The 21544-nt window shown below is 65.1% G+C and carries 15 protein-coding genes and 1 riboswitch; of the genes, 6 read left to right on the forward strand and 9 right to left on the reverse strand.

The genetic code is table 11. The features are described from left to right. Positions 1-11 precede the first annotated feature (11 nt). Positions 12-2936 carry an excinuclease ABC subunit UvrA gene (uvrA, locus tag IQ25_RS13125; protein ID WP_144906541.1) on the reverse strand — a complete coding sequence of 975 codons (2925 nt, stop codon included), beginning with the start codon at positions 2934-2936 and terminating at the stop codon, positions 12-14. Positions 2937-3187: 251 nt separating this feature from the next. Between uvrA and IQ25_RS13130 the strand changes: the two genes are divergently transcribed. Next, positions 3188-3547 (forward strand): hypothetical protein, encoded by a 360-nt coding sequence (locus IQ25_RS13130; RefSeq protein ID WP_144906543.1) that lies wholly within the window; start codon positions 3188-3190, stop codon positions 3545-3547. Between the two features lie 21 nt (positions 3548-3568). On the opposite strand, the gene IQ25_RS13135 is transcribed toward IQ25_RS13130, so the two are convergent. The 4 genes from IQ25_RS13135 to IQ25_RS13150 all read right to left on the reverse strand — a co-directional run bounded on the left by IQ25_RS13135 (position 3569) and on the right by IQ25_RS13150 (position 11675). Further along, complete coding sequence (locus IQ25_RS13135; protein ID WP_144906545.1) at positions 3569-6148, reverse strand: transferrin-binding protein-like solute binding protein; 2580 nt, start codon at positions 6146-6148, stop codon at positions 3569-3571. A gap of 296 nt (positions 6149-6444) precedes the next feature. Next, the gene (locus tag IQ25_RS13140; RefSeq protein WP_144906547.1) at positions 6445-7332 is read right to left on the reverse strand and encodes a transferrin-binding protein-like solute binding protein; all 888 of its coding nucleotides are present in this window, start codon (positions 7330-7332) and stop codon (positions 6445-6447) included. A 300-nt stretch (positions 7333-7632) separates the two neighbouring features. Next, the gene (locus IQ25_RS21225) at positions 7633-10326 is read right to left on the reverse strand and encodes a transferrin-binding protein-like solute binding protein (protein WP_220094548.1); all 2694 of its coding nucleotides are present in this window, start codon (positions 10324-10326) and stop codon (positions 7633-7635) included. A 14-nt stretch (positions 10327-10340) separates the two neighbouring features. Continuing rightward, positions 10341-11675, reverse strand: coding sequence for a surface lipoprotein assembly modifier (locus tag IQ25_RS13150; RefSeq protein WP_258537032.1), 1335 nt, complete (start codon positions 11673-11675; stop codon positions 10341-10343). A gap of 204 nt (positions 11676-11879) precedes the next feature. Between IQ25_RS13150 and IQ25_RS13155 the strand changes: the two genes are divergently transcribed. Beyond that, entirely contained in the window at positions 11880-12131 is a 252-nt protein-coding gene (locus IQ25_RS13155) for a hypothetical protein (protein ID WP_144906548.1), read from the forward strand. Between the two features lie 49 nt (positions 12132-12180). Here IQ25_RS13155 and IQ25_RS13160 read toward each other — a convergent pair whose 3' ends face one another. The 4 genes from IQ25_RS13160 to IQ25_RS13175 form a co-directional block, all read right to left on the reverse strand. Beyond that, entirely contained in the window at positions 12181-12912 is a 732-nt protein-coding gene (locus tag IQ25_RS13160; RefSeq protein WP_144906550.1) for an ABC transporter ATP-binding protein, read from the reverse strand. A gap of 13 nt (positions 12913-12925) precedes the next feature. Then, positions 12926-13891, reverse strand: a complete 966-nt coding sequence (locus tag IQ25_RS13165; RefSeq protein WP_144906553.1) for a FecCD family ABC transporter permease — start codon at positions 13889-13891, stop codon at positions 12926-12928. Further along, complete coding sequence (locus tag IQ25_RS13170; protein ID WP_258537033.1) at positions 13888-14754, reverse strand: ABC transporter substrate-binding protein; 867 nt, start codon at positions 14752-14754, stop codon at positions 13888-13890. Before IQ25_RS13170 ends, IQ25_RS13165 begins: the two co-directional genes overlap by 4 nt. Positions 14755-14912: 158 nt before the next feature. After that, on the reverse strand, positions 14913-16802 hold the full coding sequence (locus IQ25_RS13175; RefSeq protein WP_181447248.1) for a TonB-dependent receptor plug domain-containing protein: 1890 nt from the start codon (positions 16800-16802) through the stop codon (positions 14913-14915). Positions 16803-16910: 108 nt separating this feature from the next. Further along, positions 16911-17105: riboswitch (cobalamin riboswitch) on the reverse strand. A 177-nt stretch (positions 17106-17282) separates the two neighbouring features. Between IQ25_RS13175 and IQ25_RS13180 the strand changes: the two genes are divergently transcribed. The 4 genes from IQ25_RS13180 (at position 17283) to sucD (ending at position 21346) form a co-directional block, all read left to right on the forward strand. Further along, the gene (locus IQ25_RS13180; protein ID WP_144906559.1) at positions 17283-18452 is read left to right on the forward strand and encodes a cell wall hydrolase; all 1170 of its coding nucleotides are present in this window, start codon (positions 17283-17285) and stop codon (positions 18450-18452) included. Positions 18453-18691: 239 nt separating this feature from the next. Next, positions 18692-19003: a hypothetical protein gene (locus IQ25_RS13185; protein ID WP_144906561.1), complete on the forward strand. Its 312-nt coding sequence runs from the start codon at positions 18692-18694 to the stop codon at positions 19001-19003. Between the two features lie 381 nt (positions 19004-19384). Beyond that, a complete protein-coding gene (gene mdh / locus IQ25_RS13190) occupies positions 19385-20347 on the forward strand; it encodes a malate dehydrogenase (protein WP_144906563.1) in 963 nt (320 codons plus the stop codon). A gap of 108 nt (positions 20348-20455) precedes the next feature. Continuing rightward, positions 20456-21346: a succinate--CoA ligase subunit alpha gene (gene sucD / locus IQ25_RS13195; protein WP_144906565.1), complete on the forward strand. Its 891-nt coding sequence runs from the start codon at positions 20456-20458 to the stop codon at positions 21344-21346. Positions 21347-21544 lie beyond the last annotated feature (198 nt).

Below are 21544 nucleotides of genomic sequence, written 5' to 3' on the forward strand. Positions count from 1 at the left end.
GCTTTTTGGGGTCAGCGCTTCAGCAGGGGAGCCATGTATTGGCCAGTGAAGCTGCGGGGGTTTTTCGCCACTTGCTCCGGGGTGCCTTCGGCGACGATCTCGCCGCCGCGGACGCCGCCTTCGGGGCCGAGGTCTATGATCCAGTCGGCGGTCTTGATCACGTCGAGGTTGTGTTCGATCACGACGACCGAGTTGCCCTGTTCGACGAGGCGGTGGAGGACTTCCAGCAGCTTGCGCACGTCCTCGAAGTGGAGGCCGGTGGTGGGCTCGTCGAGGATGTAGAGCGTTTGGCCGGTGCTGCGGCGGGCGAGTTCCTTGGCGAGTTTGACGCGCTGGGCTTCGCCGCCCGATAGCGTCGTCGCCTGCTGGCCGACCTTGACGTAGCCCAGGCCCACTTCGTTGAGCATGTGCATCCGGTCTCGGATCGGGGGCACGGCCTTGAAGAACTCCTCGGCGTCCTCGATCGTCATGTCGAGCACGTCGGCGATGGAGAGGCCCTTGAACTTCACCTCGAGCGTTTCGCGGTTGTAGCGCTTGCCGTCACACTCCTCGCACGTCACGTAGACGTCGGGCAGGAAGTGCATCTCGATCTTGATCAGGCCATCGCCCTGGCACTTCTCGCAACGGCCGCCCTTGACGTTGAAGCTGAAGCGGCCGGCCTTGTAGCCGCGCGCGGCGCTTTCGGGCAGGCCTGCAAACCAGTCACGGATCAGGGTGAAGGCGCCGGTGTAGGTCGCGGGGTTGGAACGTGGGGTGCGGCCGATGGGCGACTGGTCGATCTCGATCACCTTGTCGCAATGTTCGAGGCCGGTGACGCGATCGTGCGCGCCCGCGATCACGCGCGCGCCATTGAGCGTGCGGGCGGCGACGGCGTGGAGCGTGTCGATGGTGAAGCTCGACTTGCCCGAGCCGGAGACGCCGGTGACGCAGGTGAAGGTGCCCAAGGGAATCTTCGCGCTGACGTTCTGGAGGTTGTTGGCGCGCGCGCCCTCCACGCCGATGAACAGGCCGTTGCCCTTGCGGCGAGTCTTGGGAACCTCGATGCGGCGGGCGCCGGTGAGGTACTGGCCGGTGAGGCTGTTGGGGTTGCCCAGAATATCGTCGAGCGTGCCCTGCGCCACGATCTCACCACCGTGGACGCCCGCGCCGGGGCCGAGATCGACGACGTGATCGGCGGTGCGGATGGCGTCCTCGTCATGCTCGACCACGATCACGGTGTTGCCGAGATCGCGCAGGCGCTTGAGGGTTTCCAGAAGGCGGTCATTGTCGCGCTGGTGGAGGCCGATGCTCGGTTCATCGAGCACGTAGAGCACGCCCGAGAGGCCCGAGCCGATCTGGCTGGCGAGGCGGATGCGCTGGCTCTCACCGCCCGAGAGGGTGCCGGAGGTGCGATCGAGGTTGAGGTAATCGAGGCCGACGTTGTTGAGGAAGCCAAGGCGCTCGTTGATTTCCTTGAGGATGGCCTTGGCGATCTGGCTCTGCTGGCTGGTGAGCTGGGCATCGAGCGCGCCGTACCATTCGACCGCGGCGGCGACGGAGAGGCGGGTGACGGAGGAGATATCTCGGCCCACGACCTTGACGCTGAGCGCCTCGGGCTTGAGGCGCTTGCCTTCGCAAGTTTCGCACGGCTGCGCGGTCTGGAACTTGCCCAGCTCCTCGCGCATCCAGGCGCTTTCGGTCTGCAGCATGCGGCGGTTGAGGTTGCCGATCACGCCTTCGAAGGCCTTATTGACGGTGTAGGACTTCTTGCCGTCAATGAAGGTCAGCGGCACGGCCTTGCCGGCGGTGCCATAGAGGATGACGATCTTGACCTCAGGGCTGAGCGCGTCCCACGGCGTATCGAGGCTGAAGCCGAAATGCGCGGCGAGGCTGGCGAGGACCTGCATGTAATAGGGCGACGGCGGGTTGCTCTTGGCCCAGGGGACGACGGCGCCCTGCTTGAGCGAGAGGTTCTCGTTCGGGACGACGAGCTGGGGATCGAACAGCAGCTTTTCGCCGAGGCCGTCGCAGGCGGGGCATGCGCCCTGGGGGGCGTTGAACGAGAACAGGCGCGGTTCGATGGACTCGATGGTGAAGCCGCTGACGGGGCAGGCGAACTTTTCGGAGAAGACGATGCGGTTGGCGGCAAGGCCCGTCTTCTTCATTCCCGCCTTCTGGGCCCCCTTCTTGCCCTTGGCGTCGGCCTCGGCCTCGTCCTCACGCCCCGGAACGACGCCATCGGCGAGATCGACGTAGGCAAGGCCGTCGGCCAGCTTGAGAGCCTGTTCGAAACTGTCAGCCAGGCGGGTCTGGATGCCGTCGCGCACGGCGATACGGTCTACCACCACCTCGATGTCGTGCTTGAGCTTCTTGTCGAGCGCGGGGGCGTCCTCGATCGGCATGATCTCGCCGTTGATGCGGACGCGGGTGTAGCCGGCCTTCTGCCATTCGGCGAGCTCACGCCGGTATTCGCCCTTGCGGCCGCGCACGACGGGGGCGAGCAGGTAGGCGCGGGTGCCTTCGGGCAGGGCCATGACGCGGTCAACCATCTGGCTGACGGTCTGGGCCGAAATCGGCTCACCAGTGGCGGGGCTGTAGGGAATGCCGATGCGCGCCCAGAGCAGGCGCATGTAGTCATAGACCTCGGTCACCGTCGCCACGGTGGAGCGCGGGTTGCGGCTGGTGGTCTTCTGCTCGATCGAGATGGCGGGCGAGAGGCCGTCGATATGCTCGACATCAGGCTTCTGCATCATCTCGAGGAACTGGCGCGCGTAGGCCGACAGCGATTCCACGTAGCGGCGCTGGCCCTCGGCATAGATGGTGTCGAAAGCGAGGCTCGACTTGCCCGAGCCCGAGAGGCCGGTGATGACGATCAGGCTATCGCGCGGGAGATCGATGTCGATCCCCTTGAGGTTGTGTTCACGAGCGCCGCGGACGGAAATGGTAGTGAGAGACATGCGCGGCGGTGTTCCATATTTGTTCGATTCAGGCAAGGGCCCCCTGCCCGCGCCCCGAAGGTGTCGCGCCCATGTGGGGAGCGCGAGGGTGCGGCGCAATACGGGCTTTGGGGGAAAGCCTGCGTTGCGCGAGCAACAGTGGCGACGAAGCGCACGTGCCGCGCGGCGGGTTGCCAACGCTTCGGCGCAAGGTGGATTGCCGCGGATCACGTCCGGCGCGATCAAGCATGCATAACATGAGGGTTCGGGACATGAAGACGGGGATGATTTTCGGCGCGCTGGTGCTTGGGGTTTTGGCGGTGCCGGGCGTGGCGCTGGCCGACGATCCCTACGATCCGCAGATGCGCACGCAGGCGGCGCGCGACCGGGACCGCGCGATCATCCGAAAGCTCAACCAGCAGGAACTGGCGCGGGTGCGCGAGCGCGATGCGCGTTATGCGCAAGGTTGGGCCACGTGGAAGGCGCAAAAGGGGCGCGAGCATCAGGGCCGCGACGCGGATGCTGATCGCGACTATGCCGAGGCCCGAGAAGACTACGAGCAGCGCATGGCCGAGTGGCGGCGCGCCGTGGCCGCGTGCAGGGCGGGACGGTACGAATACTGCGCGCGGTGAGCGGTCAGCCGGACCGAGAGGTCAGTTCTTTTTGCCGATGAGAATGCCGGCGATGTCGACACCGTCGGGCCTGCCATCGCGCTGCACCCACCATGCTGCACCGATTTCGTCGGCGTTTGGCCCAAAGAAGCCGCCTTCAATCTCGCCCCGAGAAGCGCCGCTTGCTGTGGTGGCGAAACCTCGAAACACAGAGGTTACGCCATCCGTCGTGAAGACGCTTCCGTTGAAGCCGAAGCTGCCGATCGGTGTCGCAGCAGCATCGTCAGCGACGATGCTTATGTTCGTATCGACGCTCATCTTGCCGAAGTCCGCAGTTGCCGTGGCGGTGCCAGAAAATGTGCCGTTGTAGGAAATGCTGGTCGCAACGCCGCGTGCACGCACGATACCCTGATAGGTCGCGGTGCCGAAGCGCGGGAGCAGGGCATAGGGCGTGCGGTTTCCGAAGACCGTCATGTATTGCGAGAAGGTGCCGTCGGTAGGATTGCGAACATTGAGATCGGCAAAGGTGGCGTAAGTCAACTGGATGACCGGGTTGCTCCCACCCGCCTTGAACACATAACCCGAAAGCGATCCGGCGCGATTGTACCACGTGCGTGTGGCATCGCTGCGTGCCGGATCGATCAGGGTCTGATCGAACCTTGTAGAAAAGGCAAAGCTGCTCGGCGTGGTTGCAAATTCCACATTGTAGCCGCCCGTTGCCGGATTGTAGGTGATCGTGGACGCATCGACCAAGCCGCGTTCGCGCAGGGTAACTGCCAGGAACGATGTCCGCGTCGTCAGATCGGCAAGCGGCGTCCGTGCCGCCGTCAAGCTGGCGTCCTTCACGCCGATGATCGTGCCGATAGCCTTGTCTGTGCCATCTGACGCTGACCACGTTGCTGCAACTTCCTGAGCAGTCGGGCCGAAGAAATTGCCATCAAACGTGCCGGTGTAGTTGCCGATGCCATCGAGCGTCAGATTCCCCGAGAAACTGTTTGCCGTGCTGGAGATCGTGCCGGATGCCTTGAACGTCCCGGTGGCTGTTTGCGGAAGATGGCCGGAAATGATGTCGCGCTCGCGCATGCTGAGCAGCGTCGACAGGTTAAGGCGACCGGTCGAAAAATCAGCAGAAAGAACGCCGTCACCACTGGCGCTGAGCGCATCGCTATAGGCGTTGTCGATGACCAGCCCTTCCACCTGCACCTTGTAGTCGGCCAGACCTGTGCGCGGCAACGCGTCGACGAGTGTCGGCATGCCATAGATGAAATAGTCGAGGCTGTAGCTTAACTGCCGGTTGCTGGCTGTCCCGCCGCTGCGCTTGCGGAAAATCCCGGTCGCAGCATAGGTCCGCGTATTGGTCAGCATCAGCGCCGTATCATCGTCCTGAAAATCGCTATCGCTGCTCAGTGCGAACGGGCTGTAGGATGTGTCAGGCGTGGTGACAGTGTACTTCTTCGTCACTGCGTCAAAGATAAGCTGAAGAGGTTCGCGCTTGAGCGACTGGTCAGTGAAATCACCGACGGTATCGGAGTTTACCGATCGCTCCAGTGACTTGAAGTCGAGACGGCGGGCGCTGGTGCTGAAGGCCTGAGTGTTGATCAGTTTGCCTTCGGTGAATTGCGCATTTCCAACCGCGCCCTTACGCCCGGTGATCGTGCCCACGGCAACGCGGCCGTCCGGCGCGGTTGCATTGAAGACGGCACCAATTTCCTGCGCGGCAGGGCCGAAGAACTCGCCGTTGAGAGCACCGGAGAAATTGGCCGCGTCCGACCACTTGATGGATCCGCCAAAGCTGTTGGCCGAAGACGACAGGGTGGCGGTTGCATCGAACTGGACATCGGAGCCCGAGAAATAGACTCCCGTCATCAGCCCTGAGATGCGGATGGCTCCCGTGCCGAAATCGACCACTGCGCCGCCCGACCCAGCCATGGCCACGCTGCCCGCCGGGACGGATTCCACGCCGATGAGCGCCACCTCATAGGCACCCGTACCGGACCGCGGCACCGCACTGGCCGCAGTCGGCATGCCATAGACGAAAGCATCCACACTACCGTTGCCCGAGGAACCCGAGACCTGCAGGTGTTGCCAGAAAGCGCTGCCGACGTACTGATAGGTCGCAAGGCCGGTTTGGCCTGCCTTGGTCAGAGTCAGGACATCCGTCGTCGAACCCGACTTGCGCGAGTAGACCGTCGCTGCGCTGTTGGAACTCGCAGTATCGAGATCGCCGGGCCCGAACGTGATCGATCCGCCGCCGCTGCTAAGCGTATAGGACTTGTTGGCAGCGTCGTACCGGATCGACGCCGTCTGGCTGGCCACCGTGCCGCGCGTTGTCTCACCGTTCGCCGTGGCCGTGGCACGCATAGAAAGATTTGCGAAACTCTCTGAAACCAGCGGCGCGATCAGATCATCGTTCGCAGTGGGCGTAGGCGTAGGCGTAGGCGTAGGCGTAGGCGTGGGCGTGGGCGTGGGCGTGGGCGTGGGCGTGGGCGTGGGTGACGGCGTCGGTGTAGGCGTCGGGGTGGGCACTGGCGTGGGCGTGCTGCTGACGCCGCCTCCGCCGCAGGATGCCAGCATGAGGGCGAGCGTGGTGGTGGCCGTTGCGGCCAGGATCTTGCGTTTCACGGTTGCCCCTGTTGCTGGCCCGAATCCCTGCGTCCGGACACCAGTTCGGAGGAAGAAATAGCCAGAAGCGATGTAGATCGCGAACCTATATTTGACGCAATTATGTGATTTTTATCACATTTTTGGTATCACGGCGATCCTTCGACAGTCTCGGGACGAGATCCAACCCCGCCCCCTACCGCTTGCGGAAGGGGGAACGAGGGGGAGTGATTTTGCCGTCTGGATGGTGAGGTGCGGCGTGCGCGTCCCTGCACCACCATGCTGATTGCCCCCTCCCCCGATAGGGAACGAAAGGCTCAGTTCTTCTTTGCGAACAGCGCGCCCTGCACGCTGAGCGTGGAATCGGTGGTTCCATTCAGGAAGAAGGTGTAGCCGGCCTCGGCACCGCGCGGTCCGAAAAAGGCACCGCTGAAGGCACCCGAAGCGTTGCTGCCGGTCAACGTGCCCTGGAAGCCCGGCCCACTACTGCTGATCGTTCCGCTTCCGCTGTAGTTGCCTATTGCGGTCACGGCATTATTGCCCGGCAACTTGCCAGCCAGTGTCAGGCTGGTGCTTACAGAATTGCTGGCAAAGTTGGCAGAGAACGTACCTGTCGATTCACCGAACAGGAGGTAGGGGGAGCCACTCTTGGCGGCCAGACCGACCACTTGCGTGGAATAGGTCGCGCTACCGCTGCGCGGGACATCCCCGGCCTGTGTAGGCACGCCGCCAACCAGGCTGTAGGCACGCCCGTTCGAAGGCTCGATATGCGTCCAGTTGCCGAGCAGGACGTAGCTCAGCTTCACGCCATTGACGCTGGGGTTGGAGATTGACAGCGTGTCGAGAACAGGGCCGTTGGGCTTCTGCCAGGTGACCGTGTTTTCGTTGCGGTTGACCACCTGCGCCGGGGTGAACTCCACGACAAGCCCGCTGCCGTTGTTGAGATTGTAGGTATCGGATGCGGCAAAGTACTTGATCTCTACACCCTGCCCGAAGGCCACGGTGCTTTCGCTGCGCAGTTCAATCCCCGCGGGATCGCCGACAATGCCGCCAGACTGGAAAGTCTGGTCGCCCGAGAGTTCGGCAAGGGTCTTGTAAACAGGTGCCGGGGTTGAAGCCATTCCGCCATCACTGCCACCACCACACGAGGCGAGGAGAAAAGCGGGAAACATTGTCGCCGTTGCGGTCAGGATCTTGCGGTTCACGGTTGCCCCCGTTGCTGGCCCGAATCCCCGCGTCCGGACACCAGTTCGGAGCAAGAAATAGCCAGAAGCGATGCGACTCGCGAACACATATTGGGCGCAAATATGTGATTTTTATCACATTTCTTGGCGGCAGTCAGATGTGGGACGGGGGGGAAGTGACAGGCCCACCCCTGCCCCCTCCCGCCTGCGGGAAGGGGGACGTGAGGGTGGTTCTTGCTCTTTCTACGTGGCACCATTGCAATGGCGCCCCTCCACCATCCTGCGGATGGTCCCCCTCCCCCGGCGGGGGAGGAACTGGAGTCAGTTCTTCTTGCCGAGGGTTACGCCCGAGAAGCTTGAGGCGGTTGCGCTCTGGCCATTGGTGGAATCGAGGTTGAGGGTGAAGGCGCCGCCCCATTCCGCCGCATTGACGCCAAAGAACAGGCCGTTGAGGACGCTGGTGCTGCCCATGTTGGCACCGGTACCGCGCAGGGAGAAGCTGTTGCCGACGCCGCAGCCGGGGCAAACTCCCGCAAGCGAGCCGCTGTAAGTGAAGCTGCCGAGGCTGCTGGCGGCGTTGCTGGTGACGTCTGTGGCGGTGATAGCCAGCACGGCGCTGCCCGTGCCTGCACCGAAGTCTGCGGTGAAGGTGCTGGTGCCGGACAGCGAGGCCTCGTTCTGGGTCGCACCGTTGCGGCCATAGCCATAGACCACGCCGCTGTAGCTGGCAGAGCCGGTGCGGGGGATCTGGAAGGTCGGCGTGAGGCCGCCGAAGGGCACGTAGTAGTGGGTGGTGACCTCGCGGCCATCGATCGTATCGGTGCGCACGACTTCGGCGAAGCTGGCGTAAGTCAGCGCGAGAGCGGGGTTGCCGCTGCCGGGCTTGAACACGCGGGCGGTGTAGTCCGCGCCGCGATAGACGTCGAAGGTGCTGGTGCTCTCGGCAACCTTGAAGTCGGCAGCCGCGAGGGTCTGCGCGAGTTGCTTGGCGGTGCCGAAGTTGGTCCCGGTGGTCTTCGAAGTGAGGATGTAGGACTTGTCGGTAGGGTTGTAGGTGACTTCGATGTTGCTGTCGGTCAGGCTCGTGTTCGAGCCGAGCGCGGGGACGGCGTAGTACTGCGCATCGCTGCCGGTGAGCACGGTGGTGGTGGTGAGCGCGGCAAGGCCCGATTGCGAGGCGGTGCTGTCAGCCCCGCGGGCGCCGGCAAGGGTTGCCGCCATCACCGCGCCGCCGCTGCTGCTGGCCTGGACGACCGCGCCGATCTGTTCGGCGGCAGGGCCGAAGAGCTTGCCGGTGAGCGTGCCGTTGTAATCGGAGGTACCGTCGAACGCGATGGTGCCGGTGAGGCTGTTGGCACTGGACGACAGGGTGCCGCTGCCGGTCCAGTTGCCGGAGTCGGACTGGGTGCCGGGAAGCCCTGCGCCGGTGCCGGGGATGGCATTGCCGACGGTGTAGGCCCCGAGCGTCGAGATCGCGCCTGACTGGAAGTTGACGTTGACGCTGCCCTGCCCGTTGACGGACTGGATCTTGGCGCTGTTGGCCATGATCCCGCCGTTGAGCGTGACGTTGAACGCGGCCGAGCCGGTGCGCGGGGTGGCAGCGTTGGTGGTGGCGAAGCCATAGACGAAGGCATCGATCTGGCCGAGGCTCGAGCGGCGGTCGGTCAGGATGCCGGCGCGCAGGTAATCGGTGCCGGTGTAGTACTCATACGACAGGTTGACGTTCGATGCCCGGGTCGGTTGCCAGACGATGCGGCCATCGTTGCCGTAGAAGACAAGCGGGGAGCCGTTGATACCCTGGTGGACCGAGGCAAGGCCCTGCCCTGCGCCGACCGCGGAGAGGTTGCCCGCGCCATCGAGCGTGCCCTTGGCCGAGGCCGAGAGCGGCTGGTAGAACTGGTCGGTGGCTGGGACGTCCAGGCTGGTCGAGGTGTTGACCGGCGTGGTGCCGCGCGCGCCGTAGATCACGCCCGTGGCGGCGACATCGGAGTTGGGGTTCTGCGAGAAAGCCGCGCCGACCTCCTCGGCATTCGGACCGAAGAAGGTGCCATGGAGTTCGCCGGTACCGGCGCTGCCGAGAGTGAGCTGGCCGAGGAAAGAGTTGGCGCTCTTGGACAGGAGGGCGAAGGCGCTCCAGTTGTAGCCGCGGGCGGTGACGTTGGTCTGGACGTCAGTCTCGTCATAGAAGCCCGAGCCTGCGATGCCGCCGGAGAGGAAATCGACCGAGAGCTTGCCGGTGCCGCCCAGCGCGTAGAGGTTCGTGCTGAAGGTGCGGGCGCCAAGCAGCTTGACGTCGAAGCTGGCCGCGCCCGTGCGGGGCAGGCTGCCGTTGGGCGTCTGCACGCCATAGGCGAAGGCGGAGATGCGCCCGTCGATCGTCGTCGAGCCATTGACCTGACGCTGCCAGATGCCCGCGCCGACGTAGCGCGTCTGCCCGGCGGCGGTGCCTGTGGTGGTGAGCGAGAGGAACTCGGTCGTGTTGCCGGAAACCACCTTGTAGGTCGTGATCGCACTGTTCGACTGGGTGGGATCGATGTCGCCTTGCGCGAAGGTGCGGCTGCGGGTGCCATCGGACACGGTCCATGACCGGTTGGTGGCGTTGTAGGACACCGTCAGGGTCAGCGCCGAGGCCGAGGTGCTGACCGCAGCACCGCTGGTGGGCACGCTGATCGTGCCGACGGAGGCGACGTTCTTGAAGCTTTCGCTGACCAGCGGGGCGACGAGGCTGGTATTTGCGGTGGGCGTCGGTGTGGGCGTAGGAGTTGGAGTTGGAGTTGGAGTTGGAGTTGGCGTCGGGGTGGGTGTGGGCGTAGGAGTCGGTGTCGGCGTGGGCGTCGGCGTCGGGGTAGGCGTCGGCGTGGGCGTGGGCGTGGGCGTTGGCGTTGGCGTTGGTGTTGGAGTCGGTGTTGGCACGGGGGTGGGCGTGCTGCTGACGCCGCCACCGCCACAGGCAGCCAGCATGAGCGCGATGGTCAGGGCCGATGCGGTTGCGGCGCGACGATTATGATTTGTCATTTTACGCTCTCCCCTCAGAATGCCGATGTGACGCCCAGTTCTGCGGCGCGGCGGCTGAAATCGAATATACCGACTGTCGAACGGTTTCGCTCTGCCCGAAGGCGCAGGAAGGGGGCGATGCCCTTCCACTGAATGGCGCGGAACGTGGCGGAAAGACCGATGCCCAGCCGCTCGTCGACGCGCTTTTTCGGATAGAGAAACAGGCGCTCGTCCGCAGTGAGGCGGGCGTAGCTGCCGTCAACGACCAGCGTGGTGCGGCCAAGTTCACGGAAAAGGTATCCCGAAGCGCCGCCGGTCCAGTCGGACCAGCCTGGATCGCGCGCGGCGGTGCGACTGGCGCGCAGTTGCATCCCTCCGCCGAAGCGCGCGCTGAACGCACGGTCGAGCCCGAGGGTGGCGGCGTAGATCGTCGAATCCTGCAGATCGTTGCGGCGGTTGTCGAGCCGTGAGAGGGCGGTTTCGGCGCGCAACTGGGTGCGCTTGCCAAGGGGGTGCTGATAGACCGCAGTACCACCCCAGCCCTTGCTGAAGGGCTGCTGCCCGAACCAGCGCCATGAGGGGCCAGCCGAAAAGGTGATGCGATCGGCGCCCCACTGGAACTCGGGACCAAGCTGGAGCGAGAGGGCGTAATCGTCAAACTGGCCGGTGCGGTAGAAATCGCCGCTGCCCGAAATGCGGGCGAGCAGGCGGGTCTTCGTGCCGAGCGGAAGGCGGGCGTAGCCCTGTGCGCGGGCGGAAAGGCCGAGGCCCGATTTGGCGCGGGCATCGTCGCTGAGCGTGAAATCACCGATGACGGTGCCCAGCGTGTCGGCGCGGGTGGCGCGGTTGATGTTGCTGTCGGGCGCAAGGGCAAGCTCGATGCTGCCACCGATCGGCTTGGCGGCGGCAAGCGCGGAGGCATAGAAGCGCACCGCACGCTCGACATCGGGGGGCAACTGGCCGCTTGCCTGCGCTGCGCGGAACTCGCGCTCGGCCGCTCCGAGACGTCCGAGCAAGGCGTTCATCCGGGCAAGCTCGAGGCGGACGCGGGCGACATCGGGCTTTTCATCGAGGATGCGGCGCAATTCGATCGCGGCATCGCGCGGACGGCCCATGCGATCTGCCAGCATCAGCGCAAGGCGGAAGCGGGCTTCGGTGCGGAGTTCGATGTCCGGGTTGGTGGCGAGCGCGCGGTAGGCGGCCTCGGCGGATGCAAAATCGCCCGAGTCGCGCGCGGCATCGGCGAACTGGAACAGTTGAGCAGCGCTGAGTTGGAGTGGTTTCGGTTGATCCGGTTGCACCGGCGCGACCGGCGCTACAGGGGCTTCCTGCGCACGGGACGTCTGCAGCGGAACGCCGATCAAAACCACGCTTGCTGCGGCACGGAATGTCCATTGCCTATCCAGAGATGCTCTTCCCACATTCGTTCGATAAGGCAGCCGATTGTGATGGCAAGCCAGATTTTGCTGTCGTTAGACCGATCCGGATCGCAACTTTGTCGAAACCATACAATCGTCCGTTACGAAAGTTTGCTATGGGCCCCTTGCGAAAAGTAAGTTCTTGGATCTTTTGGAATGGTTATCGAAGCACCACGAGAACCTGCGAATGCATCTGCAAACATTTCATCCGAAATGGTTGAAATTGTGGGTCGGCGCGTGCCTGCGCAGAGCCTTTTCTGCCGGAGCGGAGCAACCCATGATGATCGCCCAGCAATCTCCCTTCGGGTGCGCGAGAGCTTTGCCGCGTATTTTGCTGCCGATTTTGCGGCGGCAATGACCGAACATCGTCACGAGAACGACGAGCGGAGTGCCGATACCGCAGCTTGAGGCTTCGATCCTTCGATAACCTCAGTAAGCGCGGGAGAGTGTGCGCGACCTAAAGAGCGAGTGCCTTGTGGCCGGGTTGGCCGAGCCAGCTGGCGTTCAAGTTCCAGACCTTGGCGATGACGTTTTCCGACAGCGCGTCTTGCGGGGGGCCTTGCGCGATCAGGCGGCCGCGATCCAACACAAGAACATGATCGGCGTGGTTCATGGCCAGCGCCAGATCGTGGACGACGAGGACGACGCCCCTGCCCTCTTGCGCCAGATCGCGGAGCCGCCGGATCAGGGCTTGCTGGTGAGCGAGATCAAGCGCGGCGAGCGGCTCATCAGCGAGTATCCATTGCGGCCGGGTGGCAAGGACGCGGGCGAGCAGCGCGCGGGCGCGTTCTCCGCCTGACAAGGTGGAGAGCGCTCGGTCGGCGAGGGGCTCAAGCTGCATCGTGGCGATGGCGTCAGCGACAGCAGCGTAATTTTCGGCCGCATCAGTGCGATGAGGCAGGCGGCCGAGGCCGACCAGCGTGCGGACTGCGAGATTCCAGGCGACTTCGCCCGACTGCGGCAGATAGCCGATGCGGCGCGCCCGCTCCTGCGGGGGAAGCTGCGTCAGGGGGTGGCTGGTGAGCGTCACCGCGCCGGAGGTTGGCTGGATCAACCCAGCCAGCGCCGCCAGCAGGGTGGACTTGCCTGCACCATTCGGGCCGACAATGGCAGTTACGCGGCCCGAGCGCAGTTGCACGGTCACCTCGTGCAGACGGTGCGCGATGGTAAGGCCCAAGGCTTCTAACATGGTGCTTCCAGCATCACGCCAGCTCCCGTCGCAGCTTGAGGAGCAGGCGCAGGAAGAACGGGGCTCCGGCGAGACTGAGCGCTATGCCAAGGCGCAATTCGCCGCCCTGCAAGGGGAGAATGCGGCACAGGCAATCGGCGACGAGGAGCAGGAGCGCTCCGGCGAGTGCCGAGGGGAGCAAGGTGGCCGAGGGGCGCTGGTCGGTGAAGGGGCGGACGAAGTGCGGGACCATCAGGCCGACGAAACCGATCATGCCCGCTACCGCGACACCGCTGCCGACGATCAAGCCAATGGCGACGACCATCAGGCCGAGCAGGCGCGCGGGATCGACGCCAAGCGAGCGAGCGGCAGCCTCACCCAGCGCAAGCGCATCGAGCGCGGGGGCGGCACGCCACAGGGCGAAGAGGCCGAGCAGCGTGAGCGGAGCAGCGAGGCGAACTTCGTGCCAGCCGCGATCGGCCAGCGCGCCCATCAGCCAGGTGACGATCTCGGACAGGGCGAAGGGATTGGGCGAGAGGCTGATGGCGAGGCTGGTCAGCGCGCCCGCAAGGCTGGCGATCATCATGCCGGCCAGCGTGAACAGGGCAATGCCACCGCTGCGTCCTGCGATCAGGGCGAGCAGGGTCATGGCTCCGGCAGCTCCGACGAGGGCGAAGAGCGGGAGCGTGAGGGCCTGACTCTCGTAACCGGTGTAGAACGAGAGGACGGCGCCGAGGGCTGCGGCGGGGGCTATGCCGAACAGGCCGGGATCGGCAAGCGGATTGCGCAAGTAGCCCTGCATGGCCGCGCCTGCTGCGCCGAGGCCTGAGCCGAGGATCAGCGCAAGCAGCGCGCGGGGGAGGCGCAGTTCCATCAGGATCGCGGTGGCATTGGGGACGGGGGGGCCGAACGGGTCGATCCAGACCTGGCCTGCGAAAAGCGAGAGCGGGAAAGCCAGCGCGAGGGCGGCGAGAAGGATGGCCGTGGGGTTGCGGGTCACTGCAAGTGCCCCTCCACCATCTTCGATGATCCCCCTTCCCCTGCCGGGGAGGAATTGCGGACTTGCGCCAGCCTTTGCGCGGCGGTGATCAGGGTGGGGCCGCCGCAGTAGAGGAGTTTGGGGTTCAACGTAGCGCGGCGGGTCGTCTTCAGCGCTTCCAGGGCGGGGTGGCCAAGAACGCGGTCGTCGCCTTTTCCGGTTTCGGCGGTCTGGCCTGCGACAAGGATCAGTTCGGGCGGGTCGGCCAGCATCTTCTCGAGCGGGAGCAGATCGGCCTGCCCCAGTCCGCGCGCGGCGGCGAAGTTGGCGTAGCCGGTGCGGCGCAGAAGGTCCGCGATCAAGGTGCCGTCGCCGGGGACCATGCCGCCCGATTGCCAGACGACGGTGGCGATTGGCCTTGCGCCGGGTGGTGGCGCGGCGGCGGCAAGCGCGGCATCAATGCGGTTGATCAGAGCCTCGCCGCGATCCGGATGACCGGTGAGCCCGGCGATCTGGCGGATCTGTTCGTGGCTGGCCTCGACCGTGCTGGCCATGCCGATCGTTTCCAGGCGCAGGCCGAGGCGCTTGTAGGCGCTCGCCGTGGCGGGATCGATGAAGGTGCTGCCGAGGACGAGATCGGGCTTGAGCGCGAGGACTTCCTCAACCGTGCCGCGCGTGGACGGCAATGCGCTGGCGAGGCGTGCGTCCATCGAGGAAGAGCGCGGGTCCTTGCTGTAATGCGAGATGGCGAGAATCTGCGCGGGGTCTGCCACTTCGGCGAGAATCGCGTCGGTACAGGGATTGAGGCTGACCAGCGTGGGGTGCGCCTGCGCGCGGGCTTCGGGGGTGGCGTTGGTATGTGGGATGCAGCCGTGCAAAGCCACGGCGGTGAGGAGGAGGGCTGCTCTGGTGAAGGGGGTTCGGGGGAACAGGCCCTCCCCCAACCCCTCCCGCACACGGGAGGGGGGCAAATTGCGTTGCCCCTCCCGTCTCCGGAAGGGGAACGGGTGGCGTTTCGCCAGCGAGACGAAACGCCCCTTCATCAGTAGCGTGCGCGGATGCCGAGGTAGGCGGCGCGGCCCCAGGTGCCGTAGTCAGCCACGGTCTGGTAGTTGACGTCGAAGACGTTCTCGACGCGGCCGTAGAGTTCGACCTTCTCGGTGAGGGGGAAGCTGGCGCGCACGGTGGTCAGCGCGTAGCCATCGAGGCGGCGGGTGTTCGACGCATTGTCAAAGCTGTCTCCCACAAGGCGCAGATCGGCCCCGAGGGTGAGGCCTGCGAGCGGTGTTGTCCAGTCGCTCGACAGGGTGAGCGCATGGGCCGGACGGCGGGCGAGGTCCTTGCCGAAGTTCGCGGTGCCGCGCGTGCGGTTCTCGGTCTCAAGGTACGTGTAGGCGGCCTGCAGGTGCAGCGTGTCGGTGGGACGCGCGCCGAGTTCGGCTTCGACGCCCTGCGCGCGGGCGAGGCCGACGTTGTCGTAGAGGCCGAAGGGGCGCGTGGCGCAGGCGTTGAGGCTTGCACAGGAGACGAAGGTGATCAGGTTGCGGCTGTCGCGGCGGAAGACGGTGACGGCAGCGTGGACCTTGTCATAGGGCCCACCCCATTCAAGGCCTGCGTCATAGCTCTTGGAGCGCTCGGGATTGAGTGCGGCGTTGCCGTAGTCCGAAAGCAACTGGTAGAGCGTGGGGGCCTTGAAGCCCTCGCCGTAGGAGGCGCGCAGGCGCAGGTTGTCGACCAGTTCGAACGCGCCGTTGGCGCCGAAAGTCCAGGCGGTGCCGAAGCGGCTGTGATCGTCGACGCGGACGCCGGCGGCAAGGCTGGCGCGATCCGTGCTCCAGCCGAGCAGGGCGTGGCCGGAGGTGAGGCGTGCCTTGGCCTCGGCATCAAAGGTGCTGGAGAAGCGGGTCCATTCGCTGTCACCGCCGAAATCGAGGGTGAAATCGGCAGGCAGGTTGATGCGGCCGCTCAGGTCGACGCGTTCGGAACGTCCCTTGTAGCCAAAGGACGGGTCGGTGCCGAAGGTCGGGTCATAGTAGTCGCGCTTGGTGTCGGAGATGGCGAAGCCGGTGTTGAGCGTGAGATCGCTGCCGGTGTAGCGCAGCCCGACGCGGCCCGAGGCCTGGCGGGTGGTCTGGTATTCGGCAGTATCGCCGAAGACGAGGTAGGTCGGCGGGCCGAAACCGTCGATGTCGGTGCGGGTGTCGGCGTAGCGGGCAGTGGCGACGATGGCGAGATCCTGCGAGAGGTTGACGCGGCCCCTGCCCCCGACGCGCCACTGGCGGAAGCCATCGGGCTCGCTGCCGACCGCTGCAGCCGAGACGCCGTCGCTGCGGCTGTAGCCGCCGTTGAGGGTGAGCGCGCCGAAGTCACCGGAGATGCCTGCTGCGGCATCGGCGAGGTAGCTGTCGTTTGCGCCGAGTTCGGCGCTGGCTTCGACGCCGTTGAGATCGCGTGACTGGACCGCGATCACGCCGCCGATGGCGGCAGAGCCCCAGACGATGGAGTTGGAGCCGCGCAGCACGTCAATGCGCTCGACGCCGCCGGGGGTCAGCGTGCCGAAGTCGAAGCCGCCCGAGGGGGCCGAGACGTCTTCGAGGCGGACGCCATCGACGAGGACGAGGACCTGTTCGGCATCCGAGCCGCGCAGGCGCACGCCGGTGAAGCTGCCGGGGCCGCCGTTGCGGGTAATGGTGATGCCGGGGACGCGTTCGAGGACGCGGGTGATATCGGGGCCTTGGATCGACTGGATTTCGGCGGCGGTGATGACAGTCACGGGCTGGCCGGTCTTGCTCAGCGGCGTTTCGCTGCCGGTGGCGATGACGGTGATCGTTTCTGGGCGTGGAAAGCTCGTCAGTATGAGGTCTTCACGCTCTTGGGCAAACGCAGGCGTAGCCAGAGTGAGGACGGAAACGGAAAGTAGGTACTTGTTCACGAAACGTAACTCCGGCCACGAACGGTTGATGCCGTCCATGGCGAGAGGTGCGCTGGGCCTTGGAATAGGCGCGCCTCGTCGCGTGCGCCCGGTACACCCCGCCCGGCCGCGGAACGACTACCATCGGCAGGTTTCCTGGCTCCCGGGTCATCGCTCGTCGCCCGCCTTCCCAGGGCAGGCGGACCTGCTCCAGTGGCATTCAGGGCGACGCGCTCTCCGGTTACAGTTGCGGGGGCAGCGCCGGATTGGAACCGGCTTCCCTCTTAGCCCGGGTCAGCGGGCACCGTTGGCGTCGGCGGCGGAACTAGCGGGAACTTTGCTGCGCTGCAAGAGCGACTACGTACTTCAGTGCAGGTCTGGGCGCTGGTTAACCGGATGGCAGCGGTTTGTGCCGCATCGGGACAGCGACGAAAGCGCGAGTGCAGTGCTGACCGCAAAGGGTTAGCGCAATTGAGGATTTTCAGGATTCGCTGCCAACCCATGCCACTCGAGCTTGCCTACTCGCCGATCGAACTGCCAGCGCAAGCGGCGGTGAGCACGGCTGAGCTGCGGCCGCGCGACTTTGCCGCGCGCATCCGGCGGCGGGACATGCGCTCGATCCGCAAGGCGTTGCAGGCGCCATCGATCATGCGGCAACGGCTGGGCGGCGTGGCGATGTTCGGAATTCTGGCGCTGCTGCTCGGGCCGACCGGGTGGGGCGAGCCGGGCGGCGTGCATGCGGCAGTCGCCAGATCGCAGATGGCCGGGCTCCAGCCGTTCGAGCGCGGGGGCGACAGCTTTCCGGGATCGGCGTTCTACTGGCTCGATACCAGCGACAGCGGGCTGATCGCGCCGACCGAGGCTCAGGCCAAGTGGGACCAGAGCCGGTCGGATGCGTTTATTGCCTCGGCGCGCCCGGTGATGGCGGCGGGCAGCAGCGAGGATCGTTGGCGCGCGCTGCAGTGCCTGACCTCGGCCATCTACTATGAAGCCGCAAGCGAGCCCGACGCCGGGCAGCGTGCGGTGGCGCAAGTGGTGCTCAACCGCGTGGCGCATCCAGCCTGGCCGAACACGGTGTGCGGCGTGGTCTATCAGGGGTCGGAGCGGCCCAGCTGCCAGTTCTCGTTCGCCTGTGACGGATCGCTGGCGCGGCGGCCGATGAAAGCATTCTGGGACCGGGCGCGGCGCGTTGCCGCCGATGCGCTGGCCGGATACGTCTATGCGCCGGTTGGCCTTGCCACGCATTACCATACTACGGCGGTGCACCCCTACTGGGCGCCGAGCCTGAACTTCATCGGCACAATCGGCGCACATCGCTTTTACAGCTGGGCAGGCGCGGCGGGGCGTCCGGCGGCGTTTACCGCGCGCTACTTCGGCGGGGAGCCTGTGGCCGCGCCCCATCCGCGAACGTGGACGCCCTCGCCTGTCGACATTGCCGACCCGCTGGCGCTGGAGAAGGCTTACGAAACGGGGCGCATCGTGGCGCCGACTGCCGCGAATGCCTTGCCTGTGGCTGCAGTGCCGCAGGCCATGCCGGGACAGAGCCTCGTGCGGCCGCAAGTGCTGCCGGGGATGAAGGCGGGCGTAGCCGAGGCTCCTGTTTCGGGCAGCGGTTCAGTGCTGCCGGGATACGAGAACGCCAACAAGTGGATTGCTCAGCCGGGGGCCTGATCTTCGGAAGGATGGTGCATGGGGCCTCGCCACCACCGTCTTTGCTGGTGCCCACTCCCCGTTAGTCCTGCGCGAAAACGGGGAGAATCCTGCAACTGATCGCAAATCCGTTTCAGGACGGGTGGTTATCGCTTCCTTTACCGTGTCGCCACACACACTCTTAGCGCAGATGAGCCTAGAACGGGGTCGTGGAGAACGGTTCCGAATGTCCCCGGGGCCGGTGAGAGATACGAGGTACCATGCTGCGTTTTGCGCCCCGCTACGGCATCATTTCCCCCTGCCTGTCGCGCTCGATCCAGGGACGGCACTTGCGGGCGGTGAATGACAATGCCGAGAACTGGAGCGGATCGTGGGCGCAGCAGGACGAGGCGCTCGATACGGCGCTTCGGCTGTTTGCGGCACACGGCTTTTCGGCTGCGGCGCGCGCCCGCGATGCGGCAGTAATTGCAGAGCACAGCGGCGAAGCCGGACGGGTCGAATTCTGGGTTGAAGTCTGTGCGACGCTTGACCGGCGCATGGCGCGGGATTTCATGAAGCGGCGACAGAGCTGACTTAAGCGTTGCGGATTTTGTCCCTTACGACTTTGCGGAGAGGAAAAGCGCAAATCGAAGCCCCGGTGGAAACGCCGGGGCTTTTTGCTGTTCGGATAGTTCGTGCTGGCAGGTTGCATCCCTGCGCCTGACCCGACCTCTCGCGCTGCGGGAGCGTAGCGAGGCAATCGTTCGGAAACACTCCTCTTGCTATTGCGAACTGTTATCGCAAAAACCCGGAAACTAGCCGTTTTTCGCGGTTGCATTCGTGTGCGTGCAGGCTTAGGGCCCCAAGTCATTCTGCCAGAACTTTCCTGTCTCGCGGGGCACGGGAGGGACTTGGGCGAAAGCTCTGCTGGCATCTGTATGCTTGTCCCCGCGAACGGGAAAGGACCGTAGAGCATGGCACGCAAGAAGATCGCGCTGATCGGCGCGGGCAATATCGGGGGCACGCTCGCCCACCTCGCCGCCCAGAAGGAACTGGGTGACATCGTCCTGTTCGACGTGGTCGAAGGCGTGCCGCAGGGCAAGGCGCTCGACCTGTCGCAGTGCGGCCCGGTCGAAGGCTTCGACGCCAAGATCACCGGCACCAACGACTATGCCGACATTGCCGGTGCCGACGTGATCATCGTGACCGCAGGCGTTGCCCGCAAGCCGGGCATGAGCCGCGACGACCTGCTCGGCATCAACCTGAAGGTGATGAAGGCCGTGGGCGAAGGCATCGCTGCCAACGCACCTGATGCTTTCGTCATCTGCATCACCAACCCGCTCGACGCGATGGTCTGGGCGCTGCGCGAATTCTCCGGCCTGCCGCACAACAAGGTTGTCGGCATGGCAGGCGTGCTCGACTCGGCGCGTTTCAGCACCTTCCTCGCCTGGGAATTCGGCGTCTCGATCCGTGACGTGAACACTTTCGTGCTCGGCGGCCACGGCGACACCATGGTGCCGGTCACCCAGTACTCGACCGTCAACGGCATTCCGGTGCCCGACCTCGTCAAGATGGGCCTGTCGAGCCAGGAAAAGATCGACGCGATCGTGCAGCGCACCCGTTCGGGCGGCGGCGAGATCGTTGGCCTGCTCAAGACCGGTTCGGCGTTCTACGCGCCTGCCGCTTCGGGCATCGCCATGGCCGAAGCCTACCTCAACGACCAGAAGCGCATCCTGCCTTGCGCCGCCTATGTTGACGGCGAGTATGGCGTGAACGGTCTCTACGTTGGCGTGCCCGTCATGATCGGCGCGAACGGCGTGGAAAAGGTGATCGAGATCGAACTCGACGACGAAGCCAAGGGCAACCTTCAGGTCTCGGTCGACGCGGTCAAGGAACTGCTCGAAGCCTGCAAGGGCATCGATCCCTCGCTGGCCTGATTACATCTCAACAACAGTTGCGCCCCATCCTCCCCTGGGGCCACCTGACTGCCGAGCCGCCCGTCCCGCAATCTGCGGCGGCGGGTGGCAAAAACGGAAAGGAACGACATGAGCATTCTCGTCGACAAGAATACCAAGGTCATCACCCAGGGGATGACAGGCAAGACCGGCAGCTTCCACACGCAGGCCGCGCTTGATTACGGCACGCAGATGGTTGGTGGCGTGACACCCGGCAAGGGCGGCACCGACCACATCGGCCTGCCCCAGTTCAACACCGTGGCCGAAGCCAAGGCCGTGACCGGCGCGACCGCTTCGTGCGTCTATGTGCCGCCTTCGGGCTGCGCCGATGCCATCCTCGAGGCGATCGACGCCGAGATGGAACTGATCGTGGCGATCACCGAGGGCGTTCCCGTGCTCGACATGGTCAAGGTCAAGCGCGCGCTTTCGGGTTCGAAGAGCCGCCTGATCGGCCCGAACTGCCCCGGCGTGCTGACGCCGAACCAGTGCAAGATCGGCATCATGCCCGGTTCGATCTTCAAGGAAGGCTCGGTCGGCGTGGTCTCGCGCTCGGGCACGCTGACCTATGAAGCAGTTTTCCAGACCTCGGCCATCGGCCTTGGCCAGACCACGGCTGTCGGCATCGGCGGTGACCCGGTCAACGGCACCAACTTCATCGACGTGCTCGAACTGTTCCTAGCGGACGAAGCCACCAAGTCGATCATCATGATCGGCGAAATCGGCGGCGATGCCGAAGAGCAGGCCGCGCAGTTCCTGATCGACGAGGCCAAGCGTGGCCGCAAGAAGCCGATGGCCGGCTTCATCGCGGGCCGCACGGCGCCTCCGGGCCGCCGCATGGGCCATGCGGGTGCAATCGTCTCGGGCGGCAAGGGCGATGCCGAAAGCAAGATCGCAGCGATGGAAGCGGCCGGGATCAAGGTCTCGTCCTCGCCTTCGCTGCTCGGCGAAACTCTCGCCGAAGTGCTGAAGGAACGCGTCTGATCGCGTGAACAAGCTACCGCCCGGATAGGCAACCTTGCGTAGGGTGCCGCCGGGCGGTTGCTTCAAGATTTTCCGGTAGGCCCACGCACTTGCGGACGCCTGCCGTGGCAACGAGTTTTTGCGCGCCGGGTCGCGGTGCGCCGGAAGGGTCGGCTCTGTCCAGAAGCAGAGCGGGAAAATGTCCGAAGCCCCCAACCT

The sequence above is a fragment of the Novosphingobium taihuense genome (assembly GCF_007830315.1).
Classification (GTDB): Bacteria; Pseudomonadota; Alphaproteobacteria; order Sphingomonadales; family Sphingomonadaceae; genus Novosphingobium; species Novosphingobium taihuense.

Bases quoted from the DNA above. Each gene is read 5' to 3' on its own strand.
- uvrA (WP_144906541.1), bottom strand. From the start codon at position 2,936: ATGTCTCTCACTACCATTTCCGTCCGCGGCGCTCGTGAACACAACCTC.
- IQ25_RS13130 (WP_144906543.1), top strand. From the start codon at position 3,188: ATGAAGACGGGGATGATTTTCGGCGCGCTGGTGCTTGGGGTTTTGGCG.
- IQ25_RS21225 (WP_220094548.1), bottom strand. From the start codon at position 10,326: ATGACAAATCATAATCGTCGCGCCGCAACCGCATCGGCCCTGACCATC.
- IQ25_RS13155 (WP_144906548.1), top strand. From the start codon at position 11,880: ATGGTTATCGAAGCACCACGAGAACCTGCGAATGCATCTGCAAACATT.
- IQ25_RS13160 (WP_144906550.1), bottom strand. From the start codon at position 12,912: ATGTTAGAAGCCTTGGGCCTTACCATCGCGCACCGTCTGCACGAGGTG.
- IQ25_RS13180 (WP_144906559.1), top strand. From the start codon at position 17,283: ATGCCACTCGAGCTTGCCTACTCGCCGATCGAACTGCCAGCGCAAGCG.
- IQ25_RS13185 (WP_144906561.1), top strand. From the start codon at position 18,692: ATGCTGCGTTTTGCGCCCCGCTACGGCATCATTTCCCCCTGCCTGTCG.
- mdh (WP_144906563.1), top strand. From the start codon at position 19,385: ATGGCACGCAAGAAGATCGCGCTGATCGGCGCGGGCAATATCGGGGGC.
- sucD (WP_144906565.1), top strand. From the start codon at position 20,456: ATGAGCATTCTCGTCGACAAGAATACCAAGGTCATCACCCAGGGGATG.